Annotated in this window: 25 protein-coding genes; 21 read left to right on the forward strand and 4 right to left on the reverse strand. The window is 71.2% G+C overall.

Features of this window, described 5'->3' with window-relative positions:
• Nucleotides 1-14: 14 nt before the first annotated feature.
• The 3 genes from kdpA to AB0M43_RS10645 all read right to left on the reverse strand — a co-directional run bounded on the left by kdpA (nt 15) and on the right by AB0M43_RS10645 (nt 3,105).
• Nucleotides 15-1,676, reverse strand: a complete 1,662-nt coding sequence (kdpA, locus tag AB0M43_RS10635) for a potassium-transporting ATPase subunit KdpA (RefSeq protein ID WP_363723172.1) — start codon at nt 1,674-1,676, stop codon at nt 15-17.
• Nucleotides 1,676-1,765, reverse strand: coding sequence for a K(+)-transporting ATPase subunit F (kdpF, locus tag AB0M43_RS10640; protein WP_363723174.1), 90 nt, complete (start codon nt 1,763-1,765; stop codon nt 1,676-1,678). The genes kdpA and kdpF overlap by 1 nt, the downstream gene beginning before the upstream one ends.
• A gap of 386 nt (nt 1,766-2,151) precedes the next feature.
• A complete protein-coding gene (locus AB0M43_RS10645; protein ID WP_363723176.1) occupies nt 2,152-3,105 on the reverse strand; it encodes an NAD(P)-dependent alcohol dehydrogenase in 954 nt (317 codons plus the stop codon).
• Nucleotides 3,106-3,426: 321 nt separating this feature from the next.
• Between AB0M43_RS10645 and AB0M43_RS10650 the strand changes: the two genes are divergently transcribed.
• The 17 genes from AB0M43_RS10650 to AB0M43_RS10730 all read left to right on the forward strand — a co-directional run bounded on the left by AB0M43_RS10650 (nt 3,427) and on the right by AB0M43_RS10730 (nt 17,453).
• Nucleotides 3,427-3,939: a methylated-DNA--[protein]-cysteine S-methyltransferase gene (locus AB0M43_RS10650; RefSeq protein ID WP_363723178.1), complete on the forward strand. Its 513-nt coding sequence runs from the start codon at nt 3,427-3,429 to the stop codon at nt 3,937-3,939.
• Nucleotides 3,940-3,979: 40 nt separating this feature from the next.
• On the forward strand, nt 3,980-4,477 hold the full coding sequence (locus AB0M43_RS10655; protein ID WP_363723180.1) for a sigma-70 family RNA polymerase sigma factor: 498 nt from the start codon (nt 3,980-3,982) through the stop codon (nt 4,475-4,477).
• Nucleotides 4,474-5,088 (forward strand): methylated-DNA--[protein]-cysteine S-methyltransferase, encoded by a 615-nt coding sequence (locus tag AB0M43_RS10660; protein WP_363723182.1) that lies wholly within the window; start codon nt 4,474-4,476, stop codon nt 5,086-5,088. Before AB0M43_RS10655 ends, AB0M43_RS10660 begins: the two co-directional genes overlap by 4 nt.
• Entirely contained in the window at nt 5,085-5,819 is a 735-nt protein-coding gene (locus AB0M43_RS10665) for a 2OG-Fe(II) oxygenase (RefSeq protein WP_363723184.1), read from the forward strand. Before AB0M43_RS10660 ends, AB0M43_RS10665 begins: the two co-directional genes overlap by 4 nt.
• Before the next feature lie 40 nt (nt 5,820-5,859).
• Nucleotides 5,860-6,357 carry a hypothetical protein gene (locus AB0M43_RS10670; protein WP_363723185.1) on the forward strand — a complete coding sequence of 166 codons (498 nt, stop codon included), beginning with the start codon at nt 5,860-5,862 and terminating at the stop codon, nt 6,355-6,357.
• Nucleotides 6,354-7,022 (forward strand): alpha-ketoglutarate-dependent dioxygenase AlkB, encoded by a 669-nt coding sequence (locus AB0M43_RS10675; RefSeq protein WP_363723186.1) that lies wholly within the window; start codon nt 6,354-6,356, stop codon nt 7,020-7,022. Before AB0M43_RS10670 ends, AB0M43_RS10675 begins: the two co-directional genes overlap by 4 nt.
• Before the next feature lie 16 nt (nt 7,023-7,038).
• Nucleotides 7,039-7,650, forward strand: a complete 612-nt coding sequence (locus AB0M43_RS10680) for a DNA-3-methyladenine glycosylase I (RefSeq protein ID WP_363723187.1) — start codon at nt 7,039-7,041, stop codon at nt 7,648-7,650.
• Entirely contained in the window at nt 7,647-8,483 is an 837-nt protein-coding gene (locus AB0M43_RS10685) for an AlkA N-terminal domain-containing protein (RefSeq protein ID WP_363723189.1), read from the forward strand. Before AB0M43_RS10680 ends, AB0M43_RS10685 begins: the two co-directional genes overlap by 4 nt.
• Before the next feature lie 218 nt (nt 8,484-8,701).
• Nucleotides 8,702-9,955 (forward strand): MFS transporter, encoded by a 1,254-nt coding sequence (locus AB0M43_RS10690; protein WP_363723191.1) that lies wholly within the window; start codon nt 8,702-8,704, stop codon nt 9,953-9,955.
• A gap of 31 nt (nt 9,956-9,986) precedes the next feature.
• Nucleotides 9,987-10,910: an alpha/beta hydrolase gene (locus tag AB0M43_RS10695; RefSeq protein ID WP_363723193.1), complete on the forward strand. Its 924-nt coding sequence runs from the start codon at nt 9,987-9,989 to the stop codon at nt 10,908-10,910.
• Nucleotides 10,907-12,127: an ATP-grasp domain-containing protein gene (locus AB0M43_RS10700; RefSeq protein WP_363723195.1), complete on the forward strand. Its 1,221-nt coding sequence runs from the start codon at nt 10,907-10,909 to the stop codon at nt 12,125-12,127. The genes AB0M43_RS10695 and AB0M43_RS10700 overlap by 4 nt, the downstream gene beginning before the upstream one ends.
• A gap of 146 nt (nt 12,128-12,273) precedes the next feature.
• Complete coding sequence (locus tag AB0M43_RS10705) at nt 12,274-13,353, forward strand: 50S ribosomal protein L11 methyltransferase (protein WP_363723198.1); 1,080 nt, start codon at nt 12,274-12,276, stop codon at nt 13,351-13,353.
• Nucleotides 13,350-14,771, forward strand: a complete 1,422-nt coding sequence (locus AB0M43_RS10710) for an iron-containing redox enzyme family protein (protein WP_363723200.1) — start codon at nt 13,350-13,352, stop codon at nt 14,769-14,771. Before AB0M43_RS10705 ends, AB0M43_RS10710 begins: the two co-directional genes overlap by 4 nt.
• Nucleotides 14,759-15,100: a Rieske 2Fe-2S domain-containing protein gene (locus AB0M43_RS10715; RefSeq protein ID WP_363723202.1), complete on the forward strand. Its 342-nt coding sequence runs from the start codon at nt 14,759-14,761 to the stop codon at nt 15,098-15,100. The genes AB0M43_RS10710 and AB0M43_RS10715 overlap by 13 nt, the downstream gene beginning before the upstream one ends.
• The gene (locus AB0M43_RS10720; RefSeq protein WP_363723204.1) at nt 15,097-16,011 is read left to right on the forward strand and encodes an alpha/beta hydrolase; all 915 of its coding nucleotides are present in this window, start codon (nt 15,097-15,099) and stop codon (nt 16,009-16,011) included. The genes AB0M43_RS10715 and AB0M43_RS10720 overlap by 4 nt, the downstream gene beginning before the upstream one ends.
• Nucleotides 16,008-16,628 (forward strand): LysE family transporter, encoded by a 621-nt coding sequence (locus AB0M43_RS10725; protein ID WP_363723206.1) that lies wholly within the window; start codon nt 16,008-16,010, stop codon nt 16,626-16,628. Before AB0M43_RS10720 ends, AB0M43_RS10725 begins: the two co-directional genes overlap by 4 nt.
• A 12-nt stretch (nt 16,629-16,640) precedes the next feature.
• Nucleotides 16,641-17,453, forward strand: coding sequence for an MOSC N-terminal beta barrel domain-containing protein (locus AB0M43_RS10730; RefSeq protein WP_363723208.1), 813 nt, complete (start codon nt 16,641-16,643; stop codon nt 17,451-17,453).
• Here the strand turns inward: AB0M43_RS10730 and AB0M43_RS10735 are convergent, their stop codons facing one another.
• Complete coding sequence (locus AB0M43_RS10735; RefSeq protein ID WP_363723209.1) at nt 17,454-18,053, reverse strand: sigma-70 family RNA polymerase sigma factor; 600 nt, start codon at nt 18,051-18,053, stop codon at nt 17,454-17,456.
• Between the two features lie 199 nt (nt 18,054-18,252).
• Here AB0M43_RS10735 and AB0M43_RS10740 point away from each other — a divergent pair, with 199 nt between their 5' ends.
• The 4 genes from AB0M43_RS10740 (at nt 18,253) to AB0M43_RS10755 (ending at nt 23,006) form a co-directional block, all read left to right on the forward strand.
• Nucleotides 18,253-19,686, forward strand: coding sequence for a serine hydrolase domain-containing protein (locus AB0M43_RS10740; RefSeq protein WP_363723211.1), 1,434 nt, complete (start codon nt 18,253-18,255; stop codon nt 19,684-19,686).
• A 27-nt stretch (nt 19,687-19,713) separates the two neighbouring features.
• Complete coding sequence (locus tag AB0M43_RS10745; protein WP_363723213.1) at nt 19,714-20,427, forward strand: MerR family transcriptional regulator; 714 nt, start codon at nt 19,714-19,716, stop codon at nt 20,425-20,427.
• Between the two features lie 37 nt (nt 20,428-20,464).
• The gene (locus AB0M43_RS10750; RefSeq protein ID WP_363723214.1) at nt 20,465-20,797 is read left to right on the forward strand and encodes a YnfA family protein; all 333 of its coding nucleotides are present in this window, start codon (nt 20,465-20,467) and stop codon (nt 20,795-20,797) included.
• Nucleotides 20,798-21,023: 226 nt separating this feature from the next.
• The gene (locus tag AB0M43_RS10755) at nt 21,024-23,006 is read left to right on the forward strand and encodes an amino acid transporter (RefSeq protein WP_363723216.1); all 1,983 of its coding nucleotides are present in this window, start codon (nt 21,024-21,026) and stop codon (nt 23,004-23,006) included.
• Nucleotides 23,007-23,010 lie beyond the last annotated feature (4 nt).

A 23,010-nucleotide genomic window follows, 5' to 3' on the forward strand; every position in this document is an offset into this window, starting at 1 on the left:
AGTCCTTGTCATGTCTAGAACAGCCCCTCGGCGATGGGACCCAGCGCCAGGGCGGGGAGGAAGGTCAGGGCGACCAGCACCACGGTCACGCCCACGACCATGCCGACGAACAGCGGCCGGTGGGTGGGCAGCGTGCCGGCGGAGGCCGGGGTGGGCTTCTGTCTCGCGAGCGAACCGGCCAGGCCGAGGACGAAGATGATCGGCAGCAGGCGGCCGAGGACCATGGCCAGGCCCAGCGCGGTGTTGAACCAGGTCGTGTTCACCGAGATGCCCGCGAACGCCGAACCGTTGTTGTTGGCGGCGGAACTGAACGCGTAGAGCACCTCGGAGTAGCCGTGCGGCCCGGAGTTGAGCATGCTCGCCCGCTGCTCCGGGGAGGACATGGCCAGCGCGGTGCCGACCAGCACGATGCAGGGCGTGACCAGGAAGTACAACGAGGCGAACTTGATCTCCCGGGCGCCGATCTTCTTGCCCAGGTACTCCGGTGTCCGCCCGACCATCAGGCCCGCGATGAACACCGTGAGGACCGCGAGCACGAGCATGCCGTAGAGCCCGGAGCCCGTGCCGCCGGGCGCGACCTCGCCGAGCTGCATGTTCAGCATCAGGATGCCGCCGCCGAGCGCGGAGTACGAGTCGTGGAAGGAGTCCACCGCGCCCGTGGAGGTCAGGGTCGTCGCCGCCGCGAAGGTCGCCGAGTTGGCCACCCCGAACCGGGTCTCGCGGCCCTCCATCGAGGAGCCGACCGCCTGCGGGACGGTGCCCGGGGCGTGCGTCTCCAGGGCCATGACGCCGACGGTGCTGGCGACCGCGATGATCCCCATGACCGCCGCGATCGCGAGGCCCTGGCGCCGGTCGCCGACCATCCGGCCGAAGACCCGGGGCAGGCTGAACGGGATGAACAGGATCAGGAAGATCTGCAGCCAGTTCGTCCACGCCGTCGGGTTCTCGAACGGGTGCGCCGAGTTGGCGTTGTAGAAGCCGCCGCCGTTGGTGCCGAGTACCTTGATGACCTCCTGGCTGGCGACCGGGCCGCCCGTGACGTGCTGGGTCGCACCGGCGAGCGTCGTGACGTCGGTACCCGTCGAGAAGTTCTGGATCGTGCCTGCGGCCACGAACACGATCGCGCCGATCACCGCCACGGGCAGCAGGACCCGCAGGCAGACCCGGGTCAGGTCCACCCAGAAGTTGCCCAGGGTGTCCGACCGGCTCCGGGCGAAGCCGCGCACCAGGGCCACGGCCACCGCGACGCCGACGGCGGCGGAGACGAAGTTCTGCACCGCCAGGCCCGACATCTGCACCAGGTGACCCATGGTCGACTCACCGGAGTAGGACTGCCAGTTGGTGTTGGACATGAAGCTGATAGCGGTGTTCCACGCCTGGTCGCTCTTGACCGGCGGGAAGCCCAGACTCAGCCACAGCTTGTCCTGGATCCGTTGGAAGGCGTAGAGGAACAGCACCGACAGCAGCGAGAAGGCCAGCACGCTGCGGGCGTAGGTGCCCCAGGTCTGTTCCTTCGCGGGGTCGGCGCCGATGGCCCTGTAGACGCCGCGCTCGACCGCGTTGTGCTTCGTGCCGGTCAGGGCGCGGAACATGTAGTCGCCGAAGTACCGGTAGGAGATCACCAGTGCGGCGATCAGCGAGGCGACGAACAGCACGCCGGCTGTGGTCGTGTCCATCAGAAACGCTCCGGGAACAGGAGGGCCGCCACCAGGAACAGGGCCAGCCCGACAGCGAGGACCAGGCCGACGAGGTTGACAGCGTTCACAGCTTCTCGACCCCCCTGACCACCAGCGCCAGGATCGCGAACACAGCCACGGTCAGCACCACGTACGCCAGATCAGGCACCGTGCTTCTCCTCTTCGTAGTTTGTCGTTCTCGGCAGCTCGGAAGCGCCGCCCGACCACGGTCGTCCTTCGACCGCGCCACGAAGTAGAACCCCTGGTGGGACCCCGAAACAGGGGTCCATACGCGATCCCTACGGCCCGGCCCGCAATCTTGACGTTTTCGCTACGGGGCCCTCGCCGGAATGCCTTCCAGGAGGAAGGAAATACTGATAGTGCGACAATTGGCCCGCACACGGATATGCCGGGCGTCCGGCGGGCATCGCCGAAGCCCCGGTCCGCGCCGGTCTCCCCGCCTACCGACCCGTGGTCAGTGCACGCTCACGACGACCTTGCCGAGGGCGTGCCCCTCGCCCACCCGGGCCAACGCCCGGGGCACCTCGTCCAGGGTGAAGGTCCGGTCGATGTGGATGTCGAGCTCACCCGCCACGCAGAGCTCGGCGACCGGTTCGAAGTACGCCGGACCTTCCTTCACGGCGAGCACGCCCAGGCGGCGGTGCGTGAGCCGACCGACGACCGAGCCGACCGTCAGTACCCGCAGCAGCGTCCGCACCGATCCGCCCACGCACCGGTAACGGCCGCCGGGGGCCAGTGCCCGGCGGTAGGCGAACACCGACCGGTGCGCGACCATGTCGAGGACGAGATCGTACGGACCGCAGCGGGTGAAGTCCTCGCTGCGGTAGTCGATCACCCTGTCCGCGCCGACCGATCGCATGAACTCGAGCTTGTTCGCGTTGTCGACGCCGGTCACCTCGGCACCGAGCCGCTTGGCCAGCTGGATCGCGAACGCACCCGAACCCCCGCCGGCACCGTTGATCAGGACCCGCTGCCCGGCCGTGACGCCGTCGATGCCCTGCCACGCGATGACACCCGCCTGCGGGATCGTCGACGCCTCCGCGAAGGTCAACTCCGGGGGCTTGCGGGCCAGCGCCGACGCGGGGGCGATCGCGTACTCGGCGAAGCCGCCCTTGAGCATCAGGTTGTCGCCGTACACCTCGTCGCCGGGCCGGAACCGGGTGACGTCCGGGCCGACCGCGTCGACCCGACCGGCGATGTCCGAGCCGAGGATCCGGCGCGCCGGGGAGCGCAGTCCGCCGATCCGCGCATACAGCGGCGTGCCCCGGAGGTTCTCCCAGTCGCTGAGGTTGACCGAGGTCGCCGCGACCCTGACGAGCACCTGGCCGGCGCTCGGTGAGGGCTTGGGGATGTTCTCGATCCGGAGCACGTCCGGCGGCCCGTAGTGGTCGTACACGACCGCTCTCATGGGCCCACCCTAATCCTTCCGATCGGCGGCCGGGCGGGCGAATCGCGCCGCACCACAATGGGCGCCCCGCCGAGGAAGGCGTCGTCGACTCCTCGGCGCGGCGTGGGCGCTTGCTAACCTCGTGGGGCATTTCACCGTTGATGGCAGATCACGTGCTCCGCGAGGAAACCGGTGCTCCGGGAGCGATCTTCGGGGGATCTCCTTCCAGCGTGACCGGCTCCGATCATGGTCGCGCCGACGAGCGTCCCGACGAATGTCGGCGCTCGTCTCACGTTCGGGGCTCCGGGGACGTCTTCCAGGCACAGGAGGAAAGGAAGAGCAATGAACGCGCGACACACGGTGGTGGACACCACGCTCGGACAGGTCACGATCGTCGCCTCCGACACCGCGATCACCGGCCTGTACTTCCCGGACCACACCCGCCGACCCGGCCAGGAGGCGTTCGGCCGCGAGGTCGGCGTCGAGGGCGACGCGCTGCTCTCCATGGCGGCGACGCAGCTCCACGAGTACCTGGGCGGCACGCGCCACGAGTTCGACCTTCCGCTGCACGCGGCCGGCGCCGCCTTCCAGCACACCGTGTGGGGCATGGTGGCGGAGATCCCGTTCGGCGAGACCACGACCTACGGCGCGATCGCCGAACGCCTCGGCGACAAGGCGATGTCCCAACGGGTCGGCCAGGCGGTGGGCGCCAACCCGCTGTGCGTCTTCGTCCCGTGCCACCGCGTACTCGGCGCCACCGGGAAGCTCACCGGGTACGCCGGCGGGCTGGAGCGGAAGCAGACCCTGCTGGAACTGGAGGAACCCGCCCAGGTCAGAGCGGGAAGATTGTTCTAGCGGACCTCCAGTGGCACTCACCGTGGCCGTACTCAATGGGATGAAGATGAAGCAACCGTTCGAGACAGTAGTCGCGCGGCACGGCGCCACCGTTCTGCGGGTCTGCCGTGCGGTCCTGGGCGTGCACGACGCCGACGACGCGTGGTCGGAGACGTTCCTCGCCGCGCTCCGCGCGTACCCGGACCTGCCGGACACGGCGAACGTCGAAGCGTGGCTCGTCACGATCGCCCGCCGCAAGGCGATCGACGTGCACCGGGCGACGCGGCGCAACCCCCTGCCGGTCGACGAGCTTCCCGACGCGCCGACCGCGCTGGGGATCCCCGACACGGACGAGGCCGACGTGTGGGGGTTCGTCGGTCAGTTGCCGGACAAGCAGCGGCACGCGATCACCTTCCGGTATCTCGCCGGGATGTCCTACGCGGAGATCGCGGCGATCCTCGGCGGAACCGTCGACGCGGCCCGGCGGGCCGCTGCGGACGGCCTCAAGAAACTCAAGACGAACTATCCGGGCGCGATCATGAAAGGAGCAGGACCATGAACGACACGAACACCGACGAGACCCTCGCCGTCCTGTCAGCGCCCATCGACCCCGAGAAGCTGGCGATGCTGCACCGTCGACTGGAGGCCGAGGCGGAGGCCGAGGGCCTGGTCGACGTGGCCTACACGACGGTCGACAGCCCGGTCGGCGAGCTGCTCCTGGCCGCGACCCCGAAAGGGCTGATCCGGGTCGCCTTCGCCGTGGAGGACCACGACCGGGTGCTGGAGTCCCTGGCCGCCCAGGTCAGCTCCCGCATCCTGCGTTCCCCGCAGCGGCTCGACCCCGTGGCCCGCGAGCTGGCCGAGTACTTCGACCGGAAGCGGACGGTCTTCGACCTCACCCTCGACCTGTCGCTGTCCCGCGGATTCCGCCAGCTCGTGCAGCGGCACCTGCCGGAGATCGGCTACGGCCGGACCCTCAGCTACCGCGAGATGGCCGAGCTGGTCGGTAACCCGAAGGCCGTCCGGGCGGTCGGCACCGCCTGCGCGACCAACCCGCTCCCGGTCGTGGTGCCCTGCCACCGGGTGCTGCGCACCGACGGGTCGCTGGGCGGTTACCTCGGCGGGCTGGAGGCCAAGACCACCCTGCTCGCACTGGAGGCGGCGGCGTGACCACCAGGAAGGACCAGTCGGCCGACCCGTGGCGCGGACGCGTCGAGTCGGCCGACTGGCCGGCCGTCGCCGAGGAGATCAACGAGTACGGCGGGGCGCTCCTGCCGCAGCTCCTGACGCCCGAGGAGACCGTGGAGTTCCGGGCGCTCTACGACAGCGGAGAGCTGTTCCGCAGCACGGTCGACATGGGCCGGTACCGCTTCGGCGAGGGCCAGTACCGCTACTTCCACGCCCCGTATCCCGTACCGGTCGAACGACTCAAGCAGGCGCTGTACCCGCGACTGCTGCCGATCGCCCGCGACTGGTGGGCCAAGCTCGGCCGCAAGGCGCCGTGGCCGGACACCCTGGACGAGTGGCTGCGGATGTGCCACGACGCCGGCCAGACCAAGTCGACGGCGATCCTGCTGAAGTACGGCGAGAAGGACTGGAACGCGCTGCACCGCGACCTCTACGGCGACCTCGTGTTCCCGCTCCAGGTCGTCATCAACCTGAACGAGCCCGGGGTGGACCACACCGGCGGCGAGTTCCTGCTGCTGGAGCAGCGCCCCCGCGCGCAGTCCCGGGGCACGGCCACCCTCCTCCCCCACGGACACGGCTACGTGTTCACCACCCGGGACCGTCCGGTGCGGTCGGCCCGGGGCTGGTCCGCCGCCCCGGTCCGGCACGGTGTCTCCGCGATCCGGTCGGGAGAGCGGCACACGCTCGCCCTCGTCTTCCATGACGCCGCGTGAGCTCGGCCTTCGCGGCGGAACGCGGGGAGGCGCGGACGCCGTGACCAGTCCCCTGCTGCGCTCCCACCTCGACGTCCAGCCGCGATCATCGGTCACCGACGTGGAGACGGCGGCCCTCGTCGCCGCCGCCCGGGCCCGTGGTGCTCGGACCATCGCGATCGGTTCAGGTCGCGACCCGGGCACACTCGACGCCGCGCGGACCCTGGCGGACGCCTGGGAAAGTACCGGAGGCGACGTCGCGCTGAGGCTCACGTGGCCCGAGGTCGCGGCCTCCTGGCTCCGGCAGGCCACCCGCTTCGCGGCGGCGGAGGCGGACCTGTGGATCATGCTCGGGCCGCCGGTCGGCTGGGCGCAGATGACCCGGCGGCTGTTGTGGTCCACCTCGTGGAAACCGGCCCGCGCACTCCTCGCCGGCGCGGTCTCCGACAGTGACGTACTCGGCCTGGTCGGGCCGCACAACCTGTCGGGCATCGCCGGCGTCACCCGGGACGGGCACCCGTGGCACCTCGCCCCGGACGGCCGGATCGTGGCCGCATGACGCTGTTCACACCCGACATCGAGCCGGGAGAGCCCAGCGAGCCCGGACCAGGTGCCACCCTGATCCCCGGCTGGCTCACCCTCGACCAGCAGACATGGATCGTCGGCCAGTTCCGGGACTGGGTCCTCGGGCCGGTGCCGATCCGCGCGGCCAAGGTCCGCGGTCACGAGATGTCCGTCCGCACCGTGTGTCTGGGCTGGCACTGGCAGCCGTACAAATACACGCGCGAGGCCACCGACGTCAACGGGGCCCGGGTGCTGCCGTTCCCCGACTGGATGGTCCGGCTCGGCCGCCGCGCGCTACAGGAGACCGGCCACAGCGGCGCGGACGTCGAGGCGTACACGCCGGACACGGCGCTGGTCAACCACTACGACGACACCGCCCGCCTCGGCATGCACCAGGACAGGGACGAACGTAGCCTGGCGCCGGTGGTCTCCCTGTCGATCGGCGACGCGTGCACCTTCCGGTTCGGCAACACCGAGAACCGGGGAAAGCCCTACACCGACCTGGTACTGCGCTCCGGTGACCTGTTCGTCTTCGGTGGTGCCTCCCGACTGGCGTACCACGGCGTCACCCGCATCCACCCCTTCACCGCGCCCGACGGCTGCGGGCTGGACACCGGGCGCGTCAACATCACGATGCGCATGACCGGAATCACCGACTGAGAGAGCGGCGACCTGTATGACTGAGACCACTGTCGACCCCGGCGTCGTCCTCGGCGAGGACGGTCGCGCCCGTCCGGCCTGGGCGTCCGTCGACCCGCTGCTCCGCGACTACTACGACACCGAGTGGGGCATGCCGGTCACCGACGAACGCGGGGTGTTCGAGCGGGTCTGTCTCGAAGGGTTCCAGGCCGGTCTGTCCTGGGCGACGATCCTCCGCAAGCGCCCGACGTTCCGGGCCGCGTTCGACGACTTCGCCCCCGACACCGTCGCCCGCTACGACGAGGAGGACGTGGCGCGGCTGCTCGCCGACGCGGGCATCGTGCGCAACCGGCAGAAGATCGTCGCCACGATCCGCAATGCCCAGGCGACCATCGAGCTCCGCCAGGACATGGGTCTGTCGGCGCTGATCTGGTCGTTCCAACCCACGTCGACGCCCCGGCCGCACCGGTTCGAGGACATTCCCACCACCTCGCCCGAGTCCGTCGCCCTGTCGAAGGAGCTCCGGCGGCGGGGTTTCGCGTTCGTCGGGCCGACCACGATGTTCGCGCTGATGGAGGCGATCGGGATCGTCGACACCCACCTGCTCGGCTCCCACCGCCGTGGTAGCTCCGGCGTCTGGCCGGCATGAGCGTCCTCCGCGTCCCCGCACGGGGGCCGTTCCACCACACGGCGGCGCTCGCCATGCTGGCGGCGCACGCGATTCCGGGCGCGGAGGTACTCGACGGCACCGCCTACCGGCGTGCCCTCGCCATCGACGGCGAGCCGGTGCTGGTCACGGTCGTCCCCGACCCGCAGGGGGTGACCGTCACCACCGATCGCGCGGTCGGGGACGGCGGGGCCACGGCGGCGCTGATCCGCCGGTGGTTCGACCTCGACACGGACACGGACGCGATCGAACGGACCCTGGCGGGCGACCAGTTCCTCGCGCCCCTGGTCGAACGCCGACCGGGGCTGCGCATCGTCGGCTATCCGGACGAGTTCGAGGCCGTCGCCGCCACCGTCATCGGGCAACAGGTGTCCCTGGCCGCCGCGCGCACCTTCGCGGGCCGCCTCGTCGCCGCCCACGGCAACCCGATCGGCGACCTCAGGACCTTTCCCGACGCGGCACGGCTGGCGCGGCTCGGCGTCGAGGAGATCCAGCGGTGCGTCGGCCTCACGCGGGCCCGCGCCCGGACGCTCCACGAGGTGTCGCGCCGGTGGGCGGACGGCCCGCTGCTGCACGGTCTCCCGGTGGCCGATGCCCGGCGCCTGCTGCTCGACATCCCCGGGATCGGCCCCTGGACGGCCGACTACCTGCTCGTCCGCGCGCTGCGGCATCCCGACACCTTCGCGCCCGGCGATCTCGTCGCCCGACGCGCCCTCGGACTCGACCAGGCAGCGGCGGCGGCCCGGGCCCGGGCGTGGGCGCCGTACCGTTCCTACGCGCTGGTGCACCTGTGGACGGAGGCCGCGTACCTGTGATCATCCGGCACGACGACGATCGGGCCACACTCGACAACCCGCAGGCGGGTCGGTGGCGGCCGCACGAACTCCGGTCGACGGCAGGGTCGACGCCATCCGACGGCCGGGCAACGGTGACCAGTTTCTGTCAGTCCGGGCGTGTCGCGTTGTTTTCGACTGACCCGAAACGTCCGGACTAGGGTAACCTGTCATCGATCTGGACCGATGAAGGGATCTCTATGGCATCCCAGAGCGCCCGCCGGGATTTCGCACTGCTGTGGACAGGTCAGTCGATCAGCCTGTTCGGGGACCAGTTCATGGTGCTGGCCCTACCACTGCTCGCGGTCACCGTGCTGCACACCTCGGTCGCCCAGGCCGCGCTGCTGCCGTTCGCGTTGTACCTTCCGTTCCTCCTCTTCGGTCTGCCGGCCGGCGCCTTCGTGGACCGGGTGCGCCGGCGCTCGATGATGATCGGCTGCGACCTGGTGCAGACCGTCGCGTTCCTGGTGATCGGCGTGCTGGCGCTGACCGGCGTGCTGACGTTCCCGCTGCTGCTCGGCCTGGTACTGCTGGCCGGCGCGGCGACGGTGTTCTTCCAGGTCGCGTGCACCTCGTACCCCCCGACGCTGTTCTCCGATCCTCAGGAGCTGCACAAGCACAACACGCAGCTGTACCTGTCGGACTCGGTCTCCAAGACGCTCGGCCCGATGGCCGGCGGCCCGGTGATCGCGTTCCTGGGCGTGGTGGGCGCGGTGCTGGCCAACGCGGTCAGCTTCGCCGTCTCCGTGCTGGCCGTGGTGCTGATCCGGCACCGCGAGCCCCGGCCCGACCCGACGCCGCGCGCCCGGGGCTGGCTGGTGCGCGACGTGCGCGAGGGGCTGGCCTTCGTGTTCGCCAACCCGATCCTGGAGCCGGTGATCCTGTGCGGCATGACGTACACGATCTTCCTCGGCATGGTCGAGGCGATCCTGGTGCTGTACTGCAAAGACGTGCTCGGCTTCGGCCCGGTCGGCATCGGGATCGTGGCCGGGGCGGCGGCCTTCGGGTTCCCGATCGGCAACCTGATCTCCGTCCGGCTGGTCGCCTGGCAGGGCACGGCGCGCACCTGCGTGATCGGGACGGTTACCTCGGTCACCGGCCTGATCGCCATGCCGCTCTTCGGCGGCCTGGGCTCCGCGGTGGGGCTGGTCGTCGCCAGCGTGGTGCACTGCATCGGCGAGGGGGCCTTCGGCCCGGTCTCGCTCACCCTCCGCCAGACCCACACCCCGGCCGCTCTGCTCGGCCGGGTCAACTCTGTCCAGCGGTTCCTGGTCTGGGGCATGCTCCCGGTCGGGAGCCTGCTGGCTTCGTTCAGCATCGCCAACTGGGGACTCGAGGCGGCGATGTGGATCGGCGCCGTGGGGACCGCGCTGTGTGTGCCGGTGCTGGTCCGGCGCGGCATCAGGGCGGGCCTGCGACGCGACGCCGACCGCAGCGACCTCACCCGGGTCTGACCCTCAACCATCGCCTGACAATGGAGCTGAGATGACGTATGCGCCCGGTATCGAAGAATTCATCGACCGCAGCAACGCCGCCATCCCGTTGGACTTCTACAAGCTGCCCCTCGACGAGCAGCGGAGCATGTACGTCGGACTGAAGGACGTCTTCGAGTTCCCGCTGCCCGCCGGGGTCACCAGCGTCGACGAGACCGTCGACGGGCACACGTTCCGGATCTACCGGCCCGACACCCTGCGCGGCGACGGCGTGATCTGCTACATCCGGGCCGGCGGGTTCGTCGTCGGCTCGTTGGAGACCCACGACTCGGTGGTCGCCGAACTGGCCGCCAACACCGGCCTGATCAGTGTGGCGCTGGACTACCGGCTCGCGCCGGAGCACCCGTTCCCGGCGCCGCTGGAGGACTGCTACGGCGCGCTGGTCGCACTGGTCGCGGGCGCGGAGCGCTACGGCTTCGACCCGGCCAAGGTGGTGGTGACCGGGGAGAGTTCGGGGGCGAACATGGCCGTGGTGCTGTGCATGATGTCCCGGGACCGGGGCGGCCCCGCGATCCGGGGCCACGCGCTGATCAGCCCGGTGCTGAACTTCGCCCGGTGGCGGACCGGCGGCGAGGACGCGCCGCTGCTCACCGGCGGCGAGATGGAGTACTACACCGCCTGCTACTGCCCGGATCCGGCGACCACCGAGGAGCCGTACGTCTCGCCGCTGCTCAACGGCGAGTTCCACGACCTGCCGCCCGCGTACGTGATGGGCACCGAGCTGGACTCGCTGCTGGTCGACTCCCGGCAGTACGCCGAGCAGCTCGAGAAGCAGGGCATCCCGGTCACCCTGGTGGTGGAGCCCGGGCTGGTGCACTCCTCGATCCGGGCCCGGGGCCTCAGTGCCGGCGCGGCGGAGGCCTGGCGCCGGTTCTGCGCGCACTCGGCGCTGCTGACCGAGGGGGCGGTGCGGTGAAGGTCGCGGTGGTCGTCGACCCGTACTCCTCGGGGAACATGCTGGCCCCGGCGTTCCGGGAGGCCGGCCTGATGCCGGTCGCGGTGACGTCGACGCCGGAGCCCTCCGAGGTGTACGCGGCCTCGTACCGGCCGGAGGACTTCGACGCCGTCATCACCCACGACGGCGACGTGGCCCGGACCGCCGAGGTGCTGGCCGGCCTGGACCCGGTGTGCGTGCTGCCCGGCACCGAGTGCGGGGTGGAGCTCGCCGACCTGCTGGCGCCGCTGGTGCTGCCGGAGCGGTGCAACACGCCGGAGCTCGCGGCTGCCCGCAGGCACAAGGGCGCCATGCAGGAGGCGCTGGTCGCGGCGGGCCTGCCGACCGTACGGCAGATCTGCACCGACTCGGCGGAGGAGGCGGAGGCCTGGATCGCCCGCGAGGGCCTGGCCGGGCGGCCGCTGATCGTCAAGCCGCCGAAGAGCGCCGGCACCGACGGGGTGACCCTGATCGGTCCGGGCGGGGACTGGCGGCGGGCCTTCTCCGGGCTGCTGCACCAGCGCAACAAGCTGGACCTGGTCAACGACCAGGTGCTGGTGCAGGAGTACCTGGTCGGGACCGAGCACGTGGTGGACACGTTCAGCCACGACGGCCGGCACACCGTGGTGGACATCTGCCGGTACCGCAAGCGCGGCACGGTCTACGACAGCATGGACTGGCTGCCGTACGACCCGGTGGGCGACGCCGAGCTGCTCGACTACACGAGTGCGGCTCTCGACGCGCTCGGCGTCCGCTTCGGCGCGGCGCACACCGAGGTGATGATGACCGCCGAGGGGCCCCGGCTGATCGAGACCGGGGTGCGGCTGCACGGCGGCGGGCAGCCCCGGTTCTGCCGGGTCGCCACCGGGGACAGCCAGGTGGACCGCACGGTCCGCTACTGCGCCGGCGGCGACATCCCCCTCGGATACACGCTGGGGCAGCAGATGCGGGTGGTGTTCCTCCTGGTCACCCGCTCGGGTGTCGTCCGCAACGCGGAGATCCTGGAGCGGGTCGCCGACCTGCCCAGTCACCACTTCCACGCCGTGGAGGTGCGCACCGGCGACCTGGTGCGGGCCACCGACGACCTGTTCGCCAGTCTGGCGCTCGGCTTCGTGGTCCTGGCGCACCCGGAGCCGGCGGTGCTGGAGGCCGACTACGCGGCGATCCGCGAGCTGGAACGGGAACTCGTCATCGGGTGACGTGCGCCCGGGTCGGTCGGATTTGCTACCGGCCCGGGTGCATCCCCCGCCGGGGGTTCGGGGTTCTGATCCTTGTACGCACATCACCATCCTCCACTGTGGTCTGTCAGGCCGAGCCTCTCGGACCACAGGAAGGTGAGTAGCCCATGGCGTCTTTCCGTACCTCTCCGGCAGACGAGGCCGAGACCGACCGACTACTGGCCTCGGCTCTGCAAACCCATCAGGCACACCTGGCGGCCTCGACGGCCGAGATGACCACACTCCTCGCCGGCCTCGTCCGGGGCGAGACGGCGATCGAGGACGTCATCGCCGTGGTCGGCGGGTCCGTCCTGCCCCGCTGGCATTTCGAGATGCTCAACGACCTGGAACGCTCCGAGGCGTACTCGGTGGCTCTGGAACGGCGGGTCCGGCCCGGCTCGCTCGTGCTCGACATCGGCAGCGGCACCGGGCTGCTGGCATTGATGGCCGCGCGGGCCGGCGCGGGCCAGGTCGTCACCTGTGAGGCCAACCCGCTGCTGGCCCAGATCGCCCGGGGGATCATCGCCCGGGCCGGCATGAGCCACCGGATCACGGTGGTGCCCAAGTTCTCCACGGACCTGGTGGTCGGTGTGGACCTGCCCCGGCGGGCCGACCTGATCGTCTCCGAGATCGTCGACTGCGGTCTGGTCGGCGAGGGCCTGCTGCCGACCGTGGCACACGCCCGGGACGTGCTGCTCGCCCCCGGCGGCGACCTGTTGCCGGCGCGCTGTGTCCTGCACGGCACGGTGGTGTCCAGCCCGGCCCTGTACGGCCTGAACCACGTGGAGTCGGTCGCCGGCTTCGACATCCGGCTGCTGAACCTGGTCGCCTCCCGCCGGCACGTGCCGGTGCGGGCCTGGGATCGGCCGTTCCACCAGCTCACCGCGCCGTCCGCGCTGCTGGCCCTCGAACTGCTCGACGGCAAGCCGGACGACCCCACCGCGACCGTGGAGCTGACCGCCGACCTCGACGGCCCGGCGCACGGGTTGCTGGTCTGGTTCGAGATGGACCTGGGCTCGGGGGTCACCATCACCAACGCGCCCGACAACCGCAGTTCGCACTGGGAACAGGCGTTCGTGCCGTTCCCGAGCCCGGTGCGGGTCACCGCCGGCGACCAGCTGTCCGTGACCCTGTGCGCCGACGACCTGCGACTGTCCGCCAGCCTGTCCGCCAGCCCGGCCAACGACTTCGTGAGGAGTGCCCCATGACCTCCAAACTGCCGTCCTACGAACCGTTCGCGTTATCGGCTGAGCAGCTCCGCGAGATGACGGTCCGCTACGCCGTCAACCCGCTGTACCTCGACAACGAGGAGTGGCTCAACGAGGACAACCCCTTCCGGCGCCAGCTGCGCCCGCAGGTCCTGCCGCACCTGGACTTCAGCACGACGCTGTCGCGGCCGGAGATCCTGGACTACTCCGGCCTCGCCGCCCAGCGGCTGCTCACCTCGATCTACGAGGCCGACCTGATGTTCCTGCCCAAGTCCGGTTTCGCCGAGAAGCGCGCCGACTTCGCGGCTTTCTACAGTTCCTCCAACCGCCAGCTCGGCGAGCTGATCCGGCCGGCCCTGGAGCAGCACGTCTTCGGCTTCCTCGACGAGGAGGTCGCGGTCACCGGGGCCTGGACGAAGGACAGCTTCCGCGCGTTCACGGAGCGCTTCGAGACCCGGGAGCCGGCCGGGCCGCTGCCGGCGGCGCGCGCGATCCGGGAGTCGACGGATCCGGTCCGGGCCGCGCAGATGTGGCTGGTCCAGTTCGCGCCGGACTTCCTGTCCGAGGCCTCCCCCATGATCCGCAACGTGCTCGGCTACTACGGCGCCGTGCAGTCGGACTGGTTCAAGATCATCATTGACGAGTACGGGTACGGCGTGCACGACACCAAGCACAGCCAGCTGTTCGAACGCACCCTAGAGTCGGTCGGTCTACGGTCCGACGCGCACCACTACTGGCAGTTCTACCTGAACAGCAGCCTGATGATGAACAACTACTTCCACTTCCTCGGCAAGAACCACGAGAACTTCTTCCGGTACCTCGGCGCGCTGTACTACACCGAGACCACCCTGGTCGACTTCTGCGAGTCGGCGATCGAGGTGCTGACCGAGGTGTTCGGCGACACCGTGGACGTGCGGTACTTCTCCGAGCACGTGCACATCGACGTGCACCACGGCCGGATGGCGTTGGAGAAGCTGATCTGGCCGATCATCGAGCAGTGCGGCGAGGGCGTGATCGCCGACATCGTCCGGGGCTTCGAGGAGTTCCAGGTGCTCAACGAGATCGCCGACGCCGACTTCGCCGCCCAGATCGGCTGGATGGACGGCGGCCCGGCGAACAAGGCCCTGCACGAGCCGGTGTGGGCCGCGATCTCCAGCGGCAAGGTCAGCGCGCCGGTGGCGCACCTGGTGGAACCGCGCGGCGAGCTGTCCAACACCCACCTGCACGACGGCGACGAGCTCTGCCACATCGTGTCCGGCACGATGCGCTTCGTCAGCGGCCTCAACTCCTACCAGATCCTGGAGGCCGGCCAGGGCACCGTGATCCACCGCAACCGGCTGCACGGCGCCGTCATCGAGTCCGAGGAGTGCGTCTACGAGATCCACTCGGTGGGAGACTACCGGGCGTGCTTGTCGTGACCTGGTCGACGGACGGCGCGGGCAACTGCGTCGTCCTCGACGGACAGCCCTATGTGTACGCCAGGACCACGGCGGGCGAGTTCGTGCTGCCCGCCGCCTGCCCGCACCGGGGCGGCCCGCTGCACCTGGCGGCGTTGCGGCCCGGCACCACCCGGCTGGTGTGCCCGTGGCACGAGCGGGCCACCTCGGTCACCCGGGCCGTGCGGGCCGGGGTGCCGGCGGTGCGGTGCGGCCGGCGGGTGACCGCGGTGTTCGACCTGCCCGACTCGACGCCGTTCACCGTGGAGTACCGTCCCCTGTCCGACGACCTGGTCGGGGGGCGGGCGTGACCGCCATCGCGCACGCGCCCGGTACCCATGTCGAGGTCCGCGGGCACCGGCTGTGGGTGGAGACCGAGGGCGGGGGCGAGCCGGTGCTGCTGCTGGCCGGCCTCGGCCCGGCCGGCTCGCACGCGGTCTTCCACCCGTTCTTCACCCCGCTGGCGGCGGACCACCGGGTGGTCTACGTGGACCTGCACGGCCGGGGCCGCTCCGACCGGCCCGGGGACCCGCGCGAGATCACCTTCGCCGACGACGTCGCCGACATCGCCGCGCTGGTCGAAGCCCTCGGCCTCGGCCCGGTGCACGTGTACGGCTTCTCCTACGGCGGGCTGCTCGGCCAGGCCCTGGCGCTGGACCACCCGGACCTGGTCCGCACGCTGACCCTGGCCAACAGTCTGCACAGCCCGGAGATGTGGCAGCTCAACCACGCGAACATCAACCGGGTACTGGCCACCCAGTTCCCGGAGGCGTGGGCCGAGATCCAGGCCGGCCGCGCCCGTGGTCTGCGCTCGACGGATCCGGAGCTCCAAGCGCTGTTCGGCCGGGCGGCCCGGCTGGTCCGGTTCCACAATCCCGACAACGCGGCGCTGCTGCCCGACGAGCCGGGCATCCGCAACACCGAGCTGTATCCGGTCTTCGTCGGAGAGGACGTCGACTTCATGGTCGGGGGCGAGGTGGCCCGGATCCCGGACTTCCGCAGGCGGCTCGGCGACCTGGCCGTGCCGCTGCTGGTCCTGGCCGGCCGCTTCGACCGCGCGCTGTACCCGGCGCTGCAACGCCAGTTCCTCGACTTCGCCCCCGGGGCGCGGCTGGTGATGCTGGAACGCAGCGGATCCTTCGGGCACATCGAGGAGACCGACACCGTGCTCGGGCTCGTGCGGGAGTTCGTCGCCAGCGGCAGGGTGTCGGAGCTGTCGTGATCACTGCGGCCTTCCTCGCGGCGTCCGGCCTGGTAATCGTGACCCCGGGGCCGGACACCATCCTGGTGGCCGGCCTGGTGGTCCGTTCGGGCCGGCGCCGCGAGGGGCTGCTCGCCGCCGTCGGCATGATCGCCGGCGGCGTCGTGCACGCCACGCTGGCCATCGCCGGACTGGCCCTGCTGACCCGGGGCGGTTCGGCGCTGGTGACCGGCCTGCGGATCGGCGGGGCGGTCCTCCTGCTGCTCTGGGGCCTGTCGGGGCTGCACGGACTCGTCCGCTCCCGCCGCCGGGGCGCCCCGGAGCCCCCGGCGGCGGGGCCGCTCCCGGCGGCGGCCCCGTTGGCGGCGGGGCTGCTGTCCACGCTCGCCAACCCGAAGGTCGCGCTGTTCCTGCTGGTGTTCCTGCCGCAGTTCGTCGCGCCCGGCCCGGGTCAGACCGGGCGGGTCGCGCTGCTGGCCGCCGTGCACCTCGGCCTGGCGGCCGTCTGGCTGTGCCTGTGGACCGAACTGGTGCTGCGGGTCCGGGCGGGGCTGACCGGCGGGCCGGTCGGCGACCTGACCCGGCTCGCGGTCTCGCTGCTGTTCCTCGTCCTCGGTGTCCGCCTGCTCTTCGCCTGACCATGGAGGTTCGTGTTGCGGATCGCGTCGTTGTTCGTGTACCCGGTCAAGTCCTGCCGGGCGGTGCCGCTGTCGACGGCGGAGGTCGAGCCCTGGGGCCTGGCCGGCGACCGGCGGTGGATGGTCCTCACGCCCGACCGCAAGTTCGTCACCCAGCGCAAGGTGCCCGCGCTCGCCACCGTCGGGGTCCGGGTCCGCGCCGACGGGGTGCTGTCGCTGACCGCGCCCGGCCTGGATCCCCTGGAGGTCGTCCCGCCCCGCGACGGCGCGCCGGCCCTGATCAGGACCGAGGTGCGCGAGGTGCGGCTGCTGCTGGCCGGCGAGCCCGCCGCGGCCTGGTTCGGCAAGCTCTGCGGCGAACCGGTCGACCTGGCCTGGTTGGCGGACCCCGACCAGCGCCGACCCGACCCCGAACTCTCCCTGCCCACCGACCGGATCAACCTGTCCGACGCGTTCCCGGTGCACCTGGTCACGGAGGCCTCGCTGGCCGAACTGAACCGGCTGATCGCCGCGCGCGGCACCCCCGCCGAGGCGGTCCGGATGGCGCAGATGCGGCCGAACATCGTGCTGGACGGCTCCGAGCCCTGGGCCGAGGACTCCTGGGTCGGCCGGACGGTCCGGATCGGGACCGTGCCGTTCCGGGTGGTGCGGCGCACCGAGCGCTGCGTGGTCGCCACGGTCGACCAGAAGACCGGGATCAAGGGCCGCGAACCTCTGCGGGTACTGGCCCGGCACCGCAACATCGACCAGGAGCTGCTGTTCGGCGTACACCTGATCCCCGACGGGCCGGGGGGCCTGCGCGTCGGGGACGAGGTCTCGCTGTGATCAGGCGCCGGCGGCCTGGTCGGCGTACCGTCGGCGGAGCCGGTGCAGGCCCCGCAGCGCCTTCGACTTGGCGGTGCCCTCCGGGCAGCGCAGGGCCGCGGCGATGTCGGCGATCGAGTCGCCCCGGCCGTACCGCATCACCACCGCCCGACGATGGTCGGTGGGCAGCGTCCTCAACATCTCGCCGAGCTCCTCGTGCGCCTCGGCGCGCAGCACCGCCTGCTCGACCAGCCACGGGGCGCCGGGCCTGACGTCGAGCAGCTTCACCACCAGCGGCACCTCGGCCGGGCGGCGGTTGCGGCGCCGGATCTCGTTGCGCCACACGTTCATCAACACGGTCACCAGCCACGGCCAGATCCGCATCACCCGGATCCGGCTGGCCGGATATGTACTCAGTGAACGCCACGTGCGCAGCAGGGTCTCGGCGACCAGGTCCTCGGCGTCGTGCCGGTTGGCCGCGATCCGCAGGGCCAGCCGGTACAGCCGCTGCCAGTACCTCCGGGTCAGTTCGGCGAATCCAGCGTCGATCTGGGTGACCAGCTGTTCCTTGAGCTCGTCCTCAGTGTCCGGTCTCTCCCGCTCTTCCGGAAAGTGATCCATATTCGACCTCCGATCTGAATCGATATATTCGGATATTATGAGTATATCGACGGCAACCCGAAGGTCCCTCACGTGAAGACGGTCGGATGTCGGCGGCGACACAGCCCGGCGGGCCGGACGGCCTCCATGGCACCCGTCGGTCGCCGCCGGCACGCGGGACTTGACCTTGCCCCAAGGGCAGGGTTCGACGATGGTCCGCATGAACAACGACAACGCGTTGCACACCGTGGAAGCCCAGATCCGCCAGCAGGTCGCCGCCTACTGCGCGGCCGACAACGTCCCCGGGTTCGTCGCCGGCGTCCACCACGCCGGCGAGCGGGTCGTCGTCGCGCACGGTGTGGCCAACACGGCCACGGGCGCGCCGATGCGCGAGGACACCGGGTTCCTGTACGGCTCGGTCACCAAGGTGATGACCACCACCCTCGTCCTGCGGCAGGTCGAACGGGGCGCGCTGGACCTCGACGCCCCGGTCGTGCGCTACCTCCCCGAGTTCGCGCTGTCGGTGCCGGGCGCGGCGGAGCGGATCCTGGTCCGGCACCTGATCGCGCATACCAACGGCATCGACGCCGACCTGTACTTCCCCGACGCCCGGGGCCACGGCGCCCTCAAGTCCTACGTCGAGGGTCTCGCGGCCGGCCACGGCGTCCTGTTCGAGCCGGGCGAGCAGCTCAGCTACTCCAACGGCGGCATGATCATCGCCGGCCGCCTGCTGGAGGCGGTGACCGGCCTGGCGTTCCCCGACCTGCTGGCCCGCGACGTCTACGCACCGGTCGGCATGACCGGGTCCGGCACCTCGGCGGACCAGGCCATCCTGCGGTCCACCGCCGTCGGCCATTTCTTGGACCCCGGGACCATGGCCGCCCGGCCCACCGGCATGTTCACGCTGCCCGACACGTGGGGTCCGGCGGGCGGCACCCCGATCGGGACCGTCGCCGACCTGCTCGCCTTCGGGCGCACCCACCTCGACGGCGGCGTGTCCCCCACCGGCACGCGGGTGCTGTCCGCCGAGTCGACCGCGCTGATGCGGCAGGTCGCCTTCGACATGGCCAGCCCCAACGTCCCGCCGATCGGCCTGGGATGGGTGCTGTACCCGTTCGGCGACACCACCGTGCTGGCCATGTCGGGCGCCTCCCCGGGCGGGGTCTCCCTGCTGTGCGTCGTACCCGAACACGACCTGGTCTTCGCCGCGTTCGGCAACACCCCGGGCGCGATCCTGTTGCAGGACCAGCTCCTGTGCTGGCTACTCCGCGAACGCCTCGGCATCGAGATCCCCGCACTGGTCACCGGGTCGGAATCCGAGGTCGACCTCAGTCCCTACGTGGGTACCTACCGCTCCGACCAGCTCCGGATCGACGTCAGCGTCGTGGACGGCCAGCTCGAGGAGCGGATGACCTACGAGCCGGCGGACGCCTCGCAGGAGCGGATCTTCACGGAGTTCGCCGGCGGCAAGACCTCCGCCCCGCCACAGCGCTACGTGCCGGTCCGGCCCGGCCTGTTCGCGCCGGCCGGATACCCCCTGGAAACCTTCGACGGGTACCTGCGCCTGCTGCTCGTCTCCTACCACGACCTCCGCGACGGCCGGGCCCGGTTCCGCAACGGCGGCGGCCGGCTCACCCGGCGCGTCTCCGGGTGACCTGAACCGGGTGGCAGGATGGCGGACATGATCACGATTGGCAGGCTCGCGGACTACGCCGGGGTGACCATCAAGGCCATCCGCCACTACCACGAGCGCGGCCTGCTCGCCGAGCCCGACCGCGACGCGTCGGGCTACCGGCGGTACACCGCCCGGCACGCCGTCGACCTGGTCAAGATTCGGACGTTGGCCGGGGCCGGCGTACCCCTCGCGCGGGTCAGGGATCTTCTCGACGCCGACCCCGACGCGCTCGCCTCGGCCATCACCGCCATCGACCGCGACCTCCGGGACCGCATCGCCGAACTCCGGCGCACCCGGGGCCACCTCGCCCAGCTGCGCGGCGGCGACCAGCTCTTCGTCGCCCCGGACGTCGCCGCCTTCCTCGACGACCTGCGCGCACTCGGCGTCAGCGAGCGCCAGCTCCGCCTCGAACGCGACGGTTGGATCCTGATGCGGACCGCCTCCCCCGCCGACGCCGACGCGTGGATCGCCGAGAAGCGCGGGCTGCTCGCCGAACCCGGGTTCCGCGCGCTCTACCTCGACCACGACGCCGCCTTCGACTGGTCGCCGGACGACCCCCGCCTCCCCGGCCTCGCCGACCGGACCCGCGCCTGGTTCGCGGCGCACCACAGCGCGACGGAGACCCGGCCCGTCCACAACCCGGCCATCGCCCGCCTGGCGGCCCAACCGGAGGCCTCGTCCCCGGCCTGGGACCGCCTCGCCCGGCTCCTGCGCGGCTGACCCGACGGAGCCCGGGCCAGCGGATACTGTCGGACGGGTGACGGTCATCCGGTCCCTGCTCCTGTTCGTCCTGGCCGCGTTCGCCGAGATCGGCGGGGCGTGGCTGGTCTGGCAGGGGTGGCGCGAACACAGGGGCGCGCTGTGGATCGCCGCCGGGGTCGTGGCGCTCGGCGCGTACGGGTTCGTCGCCACGTTGCAGCCCGACGCGCACTTCGGCCGGATCCTGGCCGCCTACGGCGGGATCTTCGTCGCCGGCTCCCTCGCCTGGGGCATGGTCGTCGACAGGTTCGCGCCGGACCGGTGGGACGTGATCGGCGCGGCGATCTGCCTCCTCGGCGTCGCCGTCATCATGTACGCGCCCCGCGGGTGACCCGGGCACAGCGGGTGGGAGCGGCCACCACGATTGTGTTCCGCCGCGACGTCCACACCCGCGCCGGCCGCCGCGCCAGGACCTGTCCTCCGGCGCGCGGCGGCGGGCGGCGCCGACTCCCACCACCCGACGGCGCACCGATCGCCCGCGACCCGTGCAGGTCAGGCGCCGATCTGGTCGGTATGCGCTACCGTCTACGGCCGGAGCACGCTGGGGAGAGGGACACATGAAGACCGGGTCAGAGTTCGCTATTCCGGCACGGGTGGATCTTCCGGACCGCAACGGCGGATCGGGGAGCCGGTTGAGCCGGTGGCTGCTGGAGCACCGGGTGCAGCCGGTCGGCCCGGAGGCCAGCGAGGACCACGCCAAGCCGCACGCCTGGTGGAAGGTCATGTGCCTCACCGGCGTCGACTACTTCTCCACCCTGTCCTACCTGCCCGGCATCGCCGCGCTCGCCGCCGGCGCCCTCTCGCCGCTGGCCACCCTGCTGATCGTGGCGCTGACCCTGTTCGGCATGCTGCCGATGTACCGGCGGGTGGCCCGGGAGAGCCCGCACGGGCAGGGTTCGGTGTCGATGCTGGAGAACCTGCTGCCGTTCTGGCGCGGCAAGATCTTCGTCCTGGTACTCCTCGGCTTCGTCGCCACCTCGTGGATCATCACGATCACCCTGTCCTCGGCCGACGCCACGGTGCACGCCCTGGAGAACCCGTACCTGCCCGGGTTCCTGCACGGCCACGCCGTACTCATCACGGTGGTGTTGCTGTTGATCCTGGGCGGGGTGTTCCTGCTCGGCTTCAGCGAGGCCGTCGGGGTCGCGATCCCCCTGGTCGCCGTCTTCCTGGCCCTCAACGCGGTCGTCGTGGTGGCCGGCGTCGTGCACCTGGTGGCGCACCCGGCGTCGCTGACCGCGTGGACCGACGCGCTCACCTCCACGGGCGGCGGGTTCGGCGGCATCGTCGGCCCGGCGATCCTCGCGTTCCCGCTGCTGGTCCTCGGCCTGTCCGGCTTCGAGACCGGGGTGAGCATGATGCCCCTGGTCGCCGCCGACGGCGAGACGGCCGCCGAGCGCCTGGAGGCGCGGATCCGCAACACCCGCAAGCTGCTGACCACCGCCGCGCTGATCATGTCGGTGTACCTGATCGCCACCAGCTTCCTCACCACCGTGCTCATCCCCGCCAAGGAGTTCGCCAAGGGCGGCGAGGCCAACGGCCGGGCCATGGCCTACCTCGCGCACGAACTCCTCGGCGAGGGCCTGGGCACCGTCTACGACGTCAGCAGCATCGTGATCCTGTGGTTCGCCGGCGCGTCGGCCATGGCCGGCCTGATCAACATCGTGCCCCGCTACCTGCCCTCCTACGGCATGGCCCCCGAATGGGGCCGGGCCGTTCGGCCGGTGGTGATCGTCTACACCGCGATCAGCGTCGGGATCACCATCGCGTTCGGCGCCGACGTCGACGCGCAGGCCGGCGCCTACGCCACCGGGATCCTCGCGATGATGGTCTCCGGGGCTGTCGCGGTCACCATCTCCGCCGCCCGGCGCCGCCAGGTCAAGGCCGCGATCGCGTTCACCGCCCTGACCCTGATCCTGCTGTACGCGCTGGTGGAGAACGTCGTCGAGGCGCCGTCGGGGATCGCGATCTCGGCGGTGTTCATCGCCGGCATCATCGTCGTGTCCCTGATCTCCCGGGTCACCCGCACCACCGAGCTGCGCGCCGACCGGATCGAGTTCGACGACGCCGCCCGGCAGTTCGTCACCGACTCCATCGCCCACGACGGCCAGCTCAACGTCATCGCGAACCGGCGCCAGGCCGGCGACGTCGCCGAGTACTCCGAGAAGGAGGGCGCGCAACGCGGCATGAACCCCGTGCCGCACGCCGCCGACGTGCTGTTCCTCGAGATCGACGTCATCGACCCGTCCACGTTCAGCGACGTGCTCCGGGTCCGTGGCGTGGACGTCGACGGGTACCGGGTGCTGCGCGCCGACAGCCCCGCCGCCCCCAACGCCATCGCCGCGATCCTCCTCGCGCTCCGCGACGCCACCGGGGTCCGGCCGCACGCCTACTTCGAGTGGACCGAGGGCAACCCGCTCGGGCACCTGTTCCGCTACCTCATCCTCGGCCGGGGTGACACCGCCCCGGTCGTCCGCGAGATCATCCGGTCCAGCGAACCCGACCAGGCGCGGCGGCCGGGGATCCACGTCGGCGGCTGACCGG

It is taken from the genome of Longispora sp. NPDC051575, assembly GCF_040681875.1.
In the GTDB taxonomy this organism is placed as follows: domain Bacteria; phylum Actinomycetota; class Actinomycetes; order Mycobacteriales; family Micromonosporaceae; genus Longispora.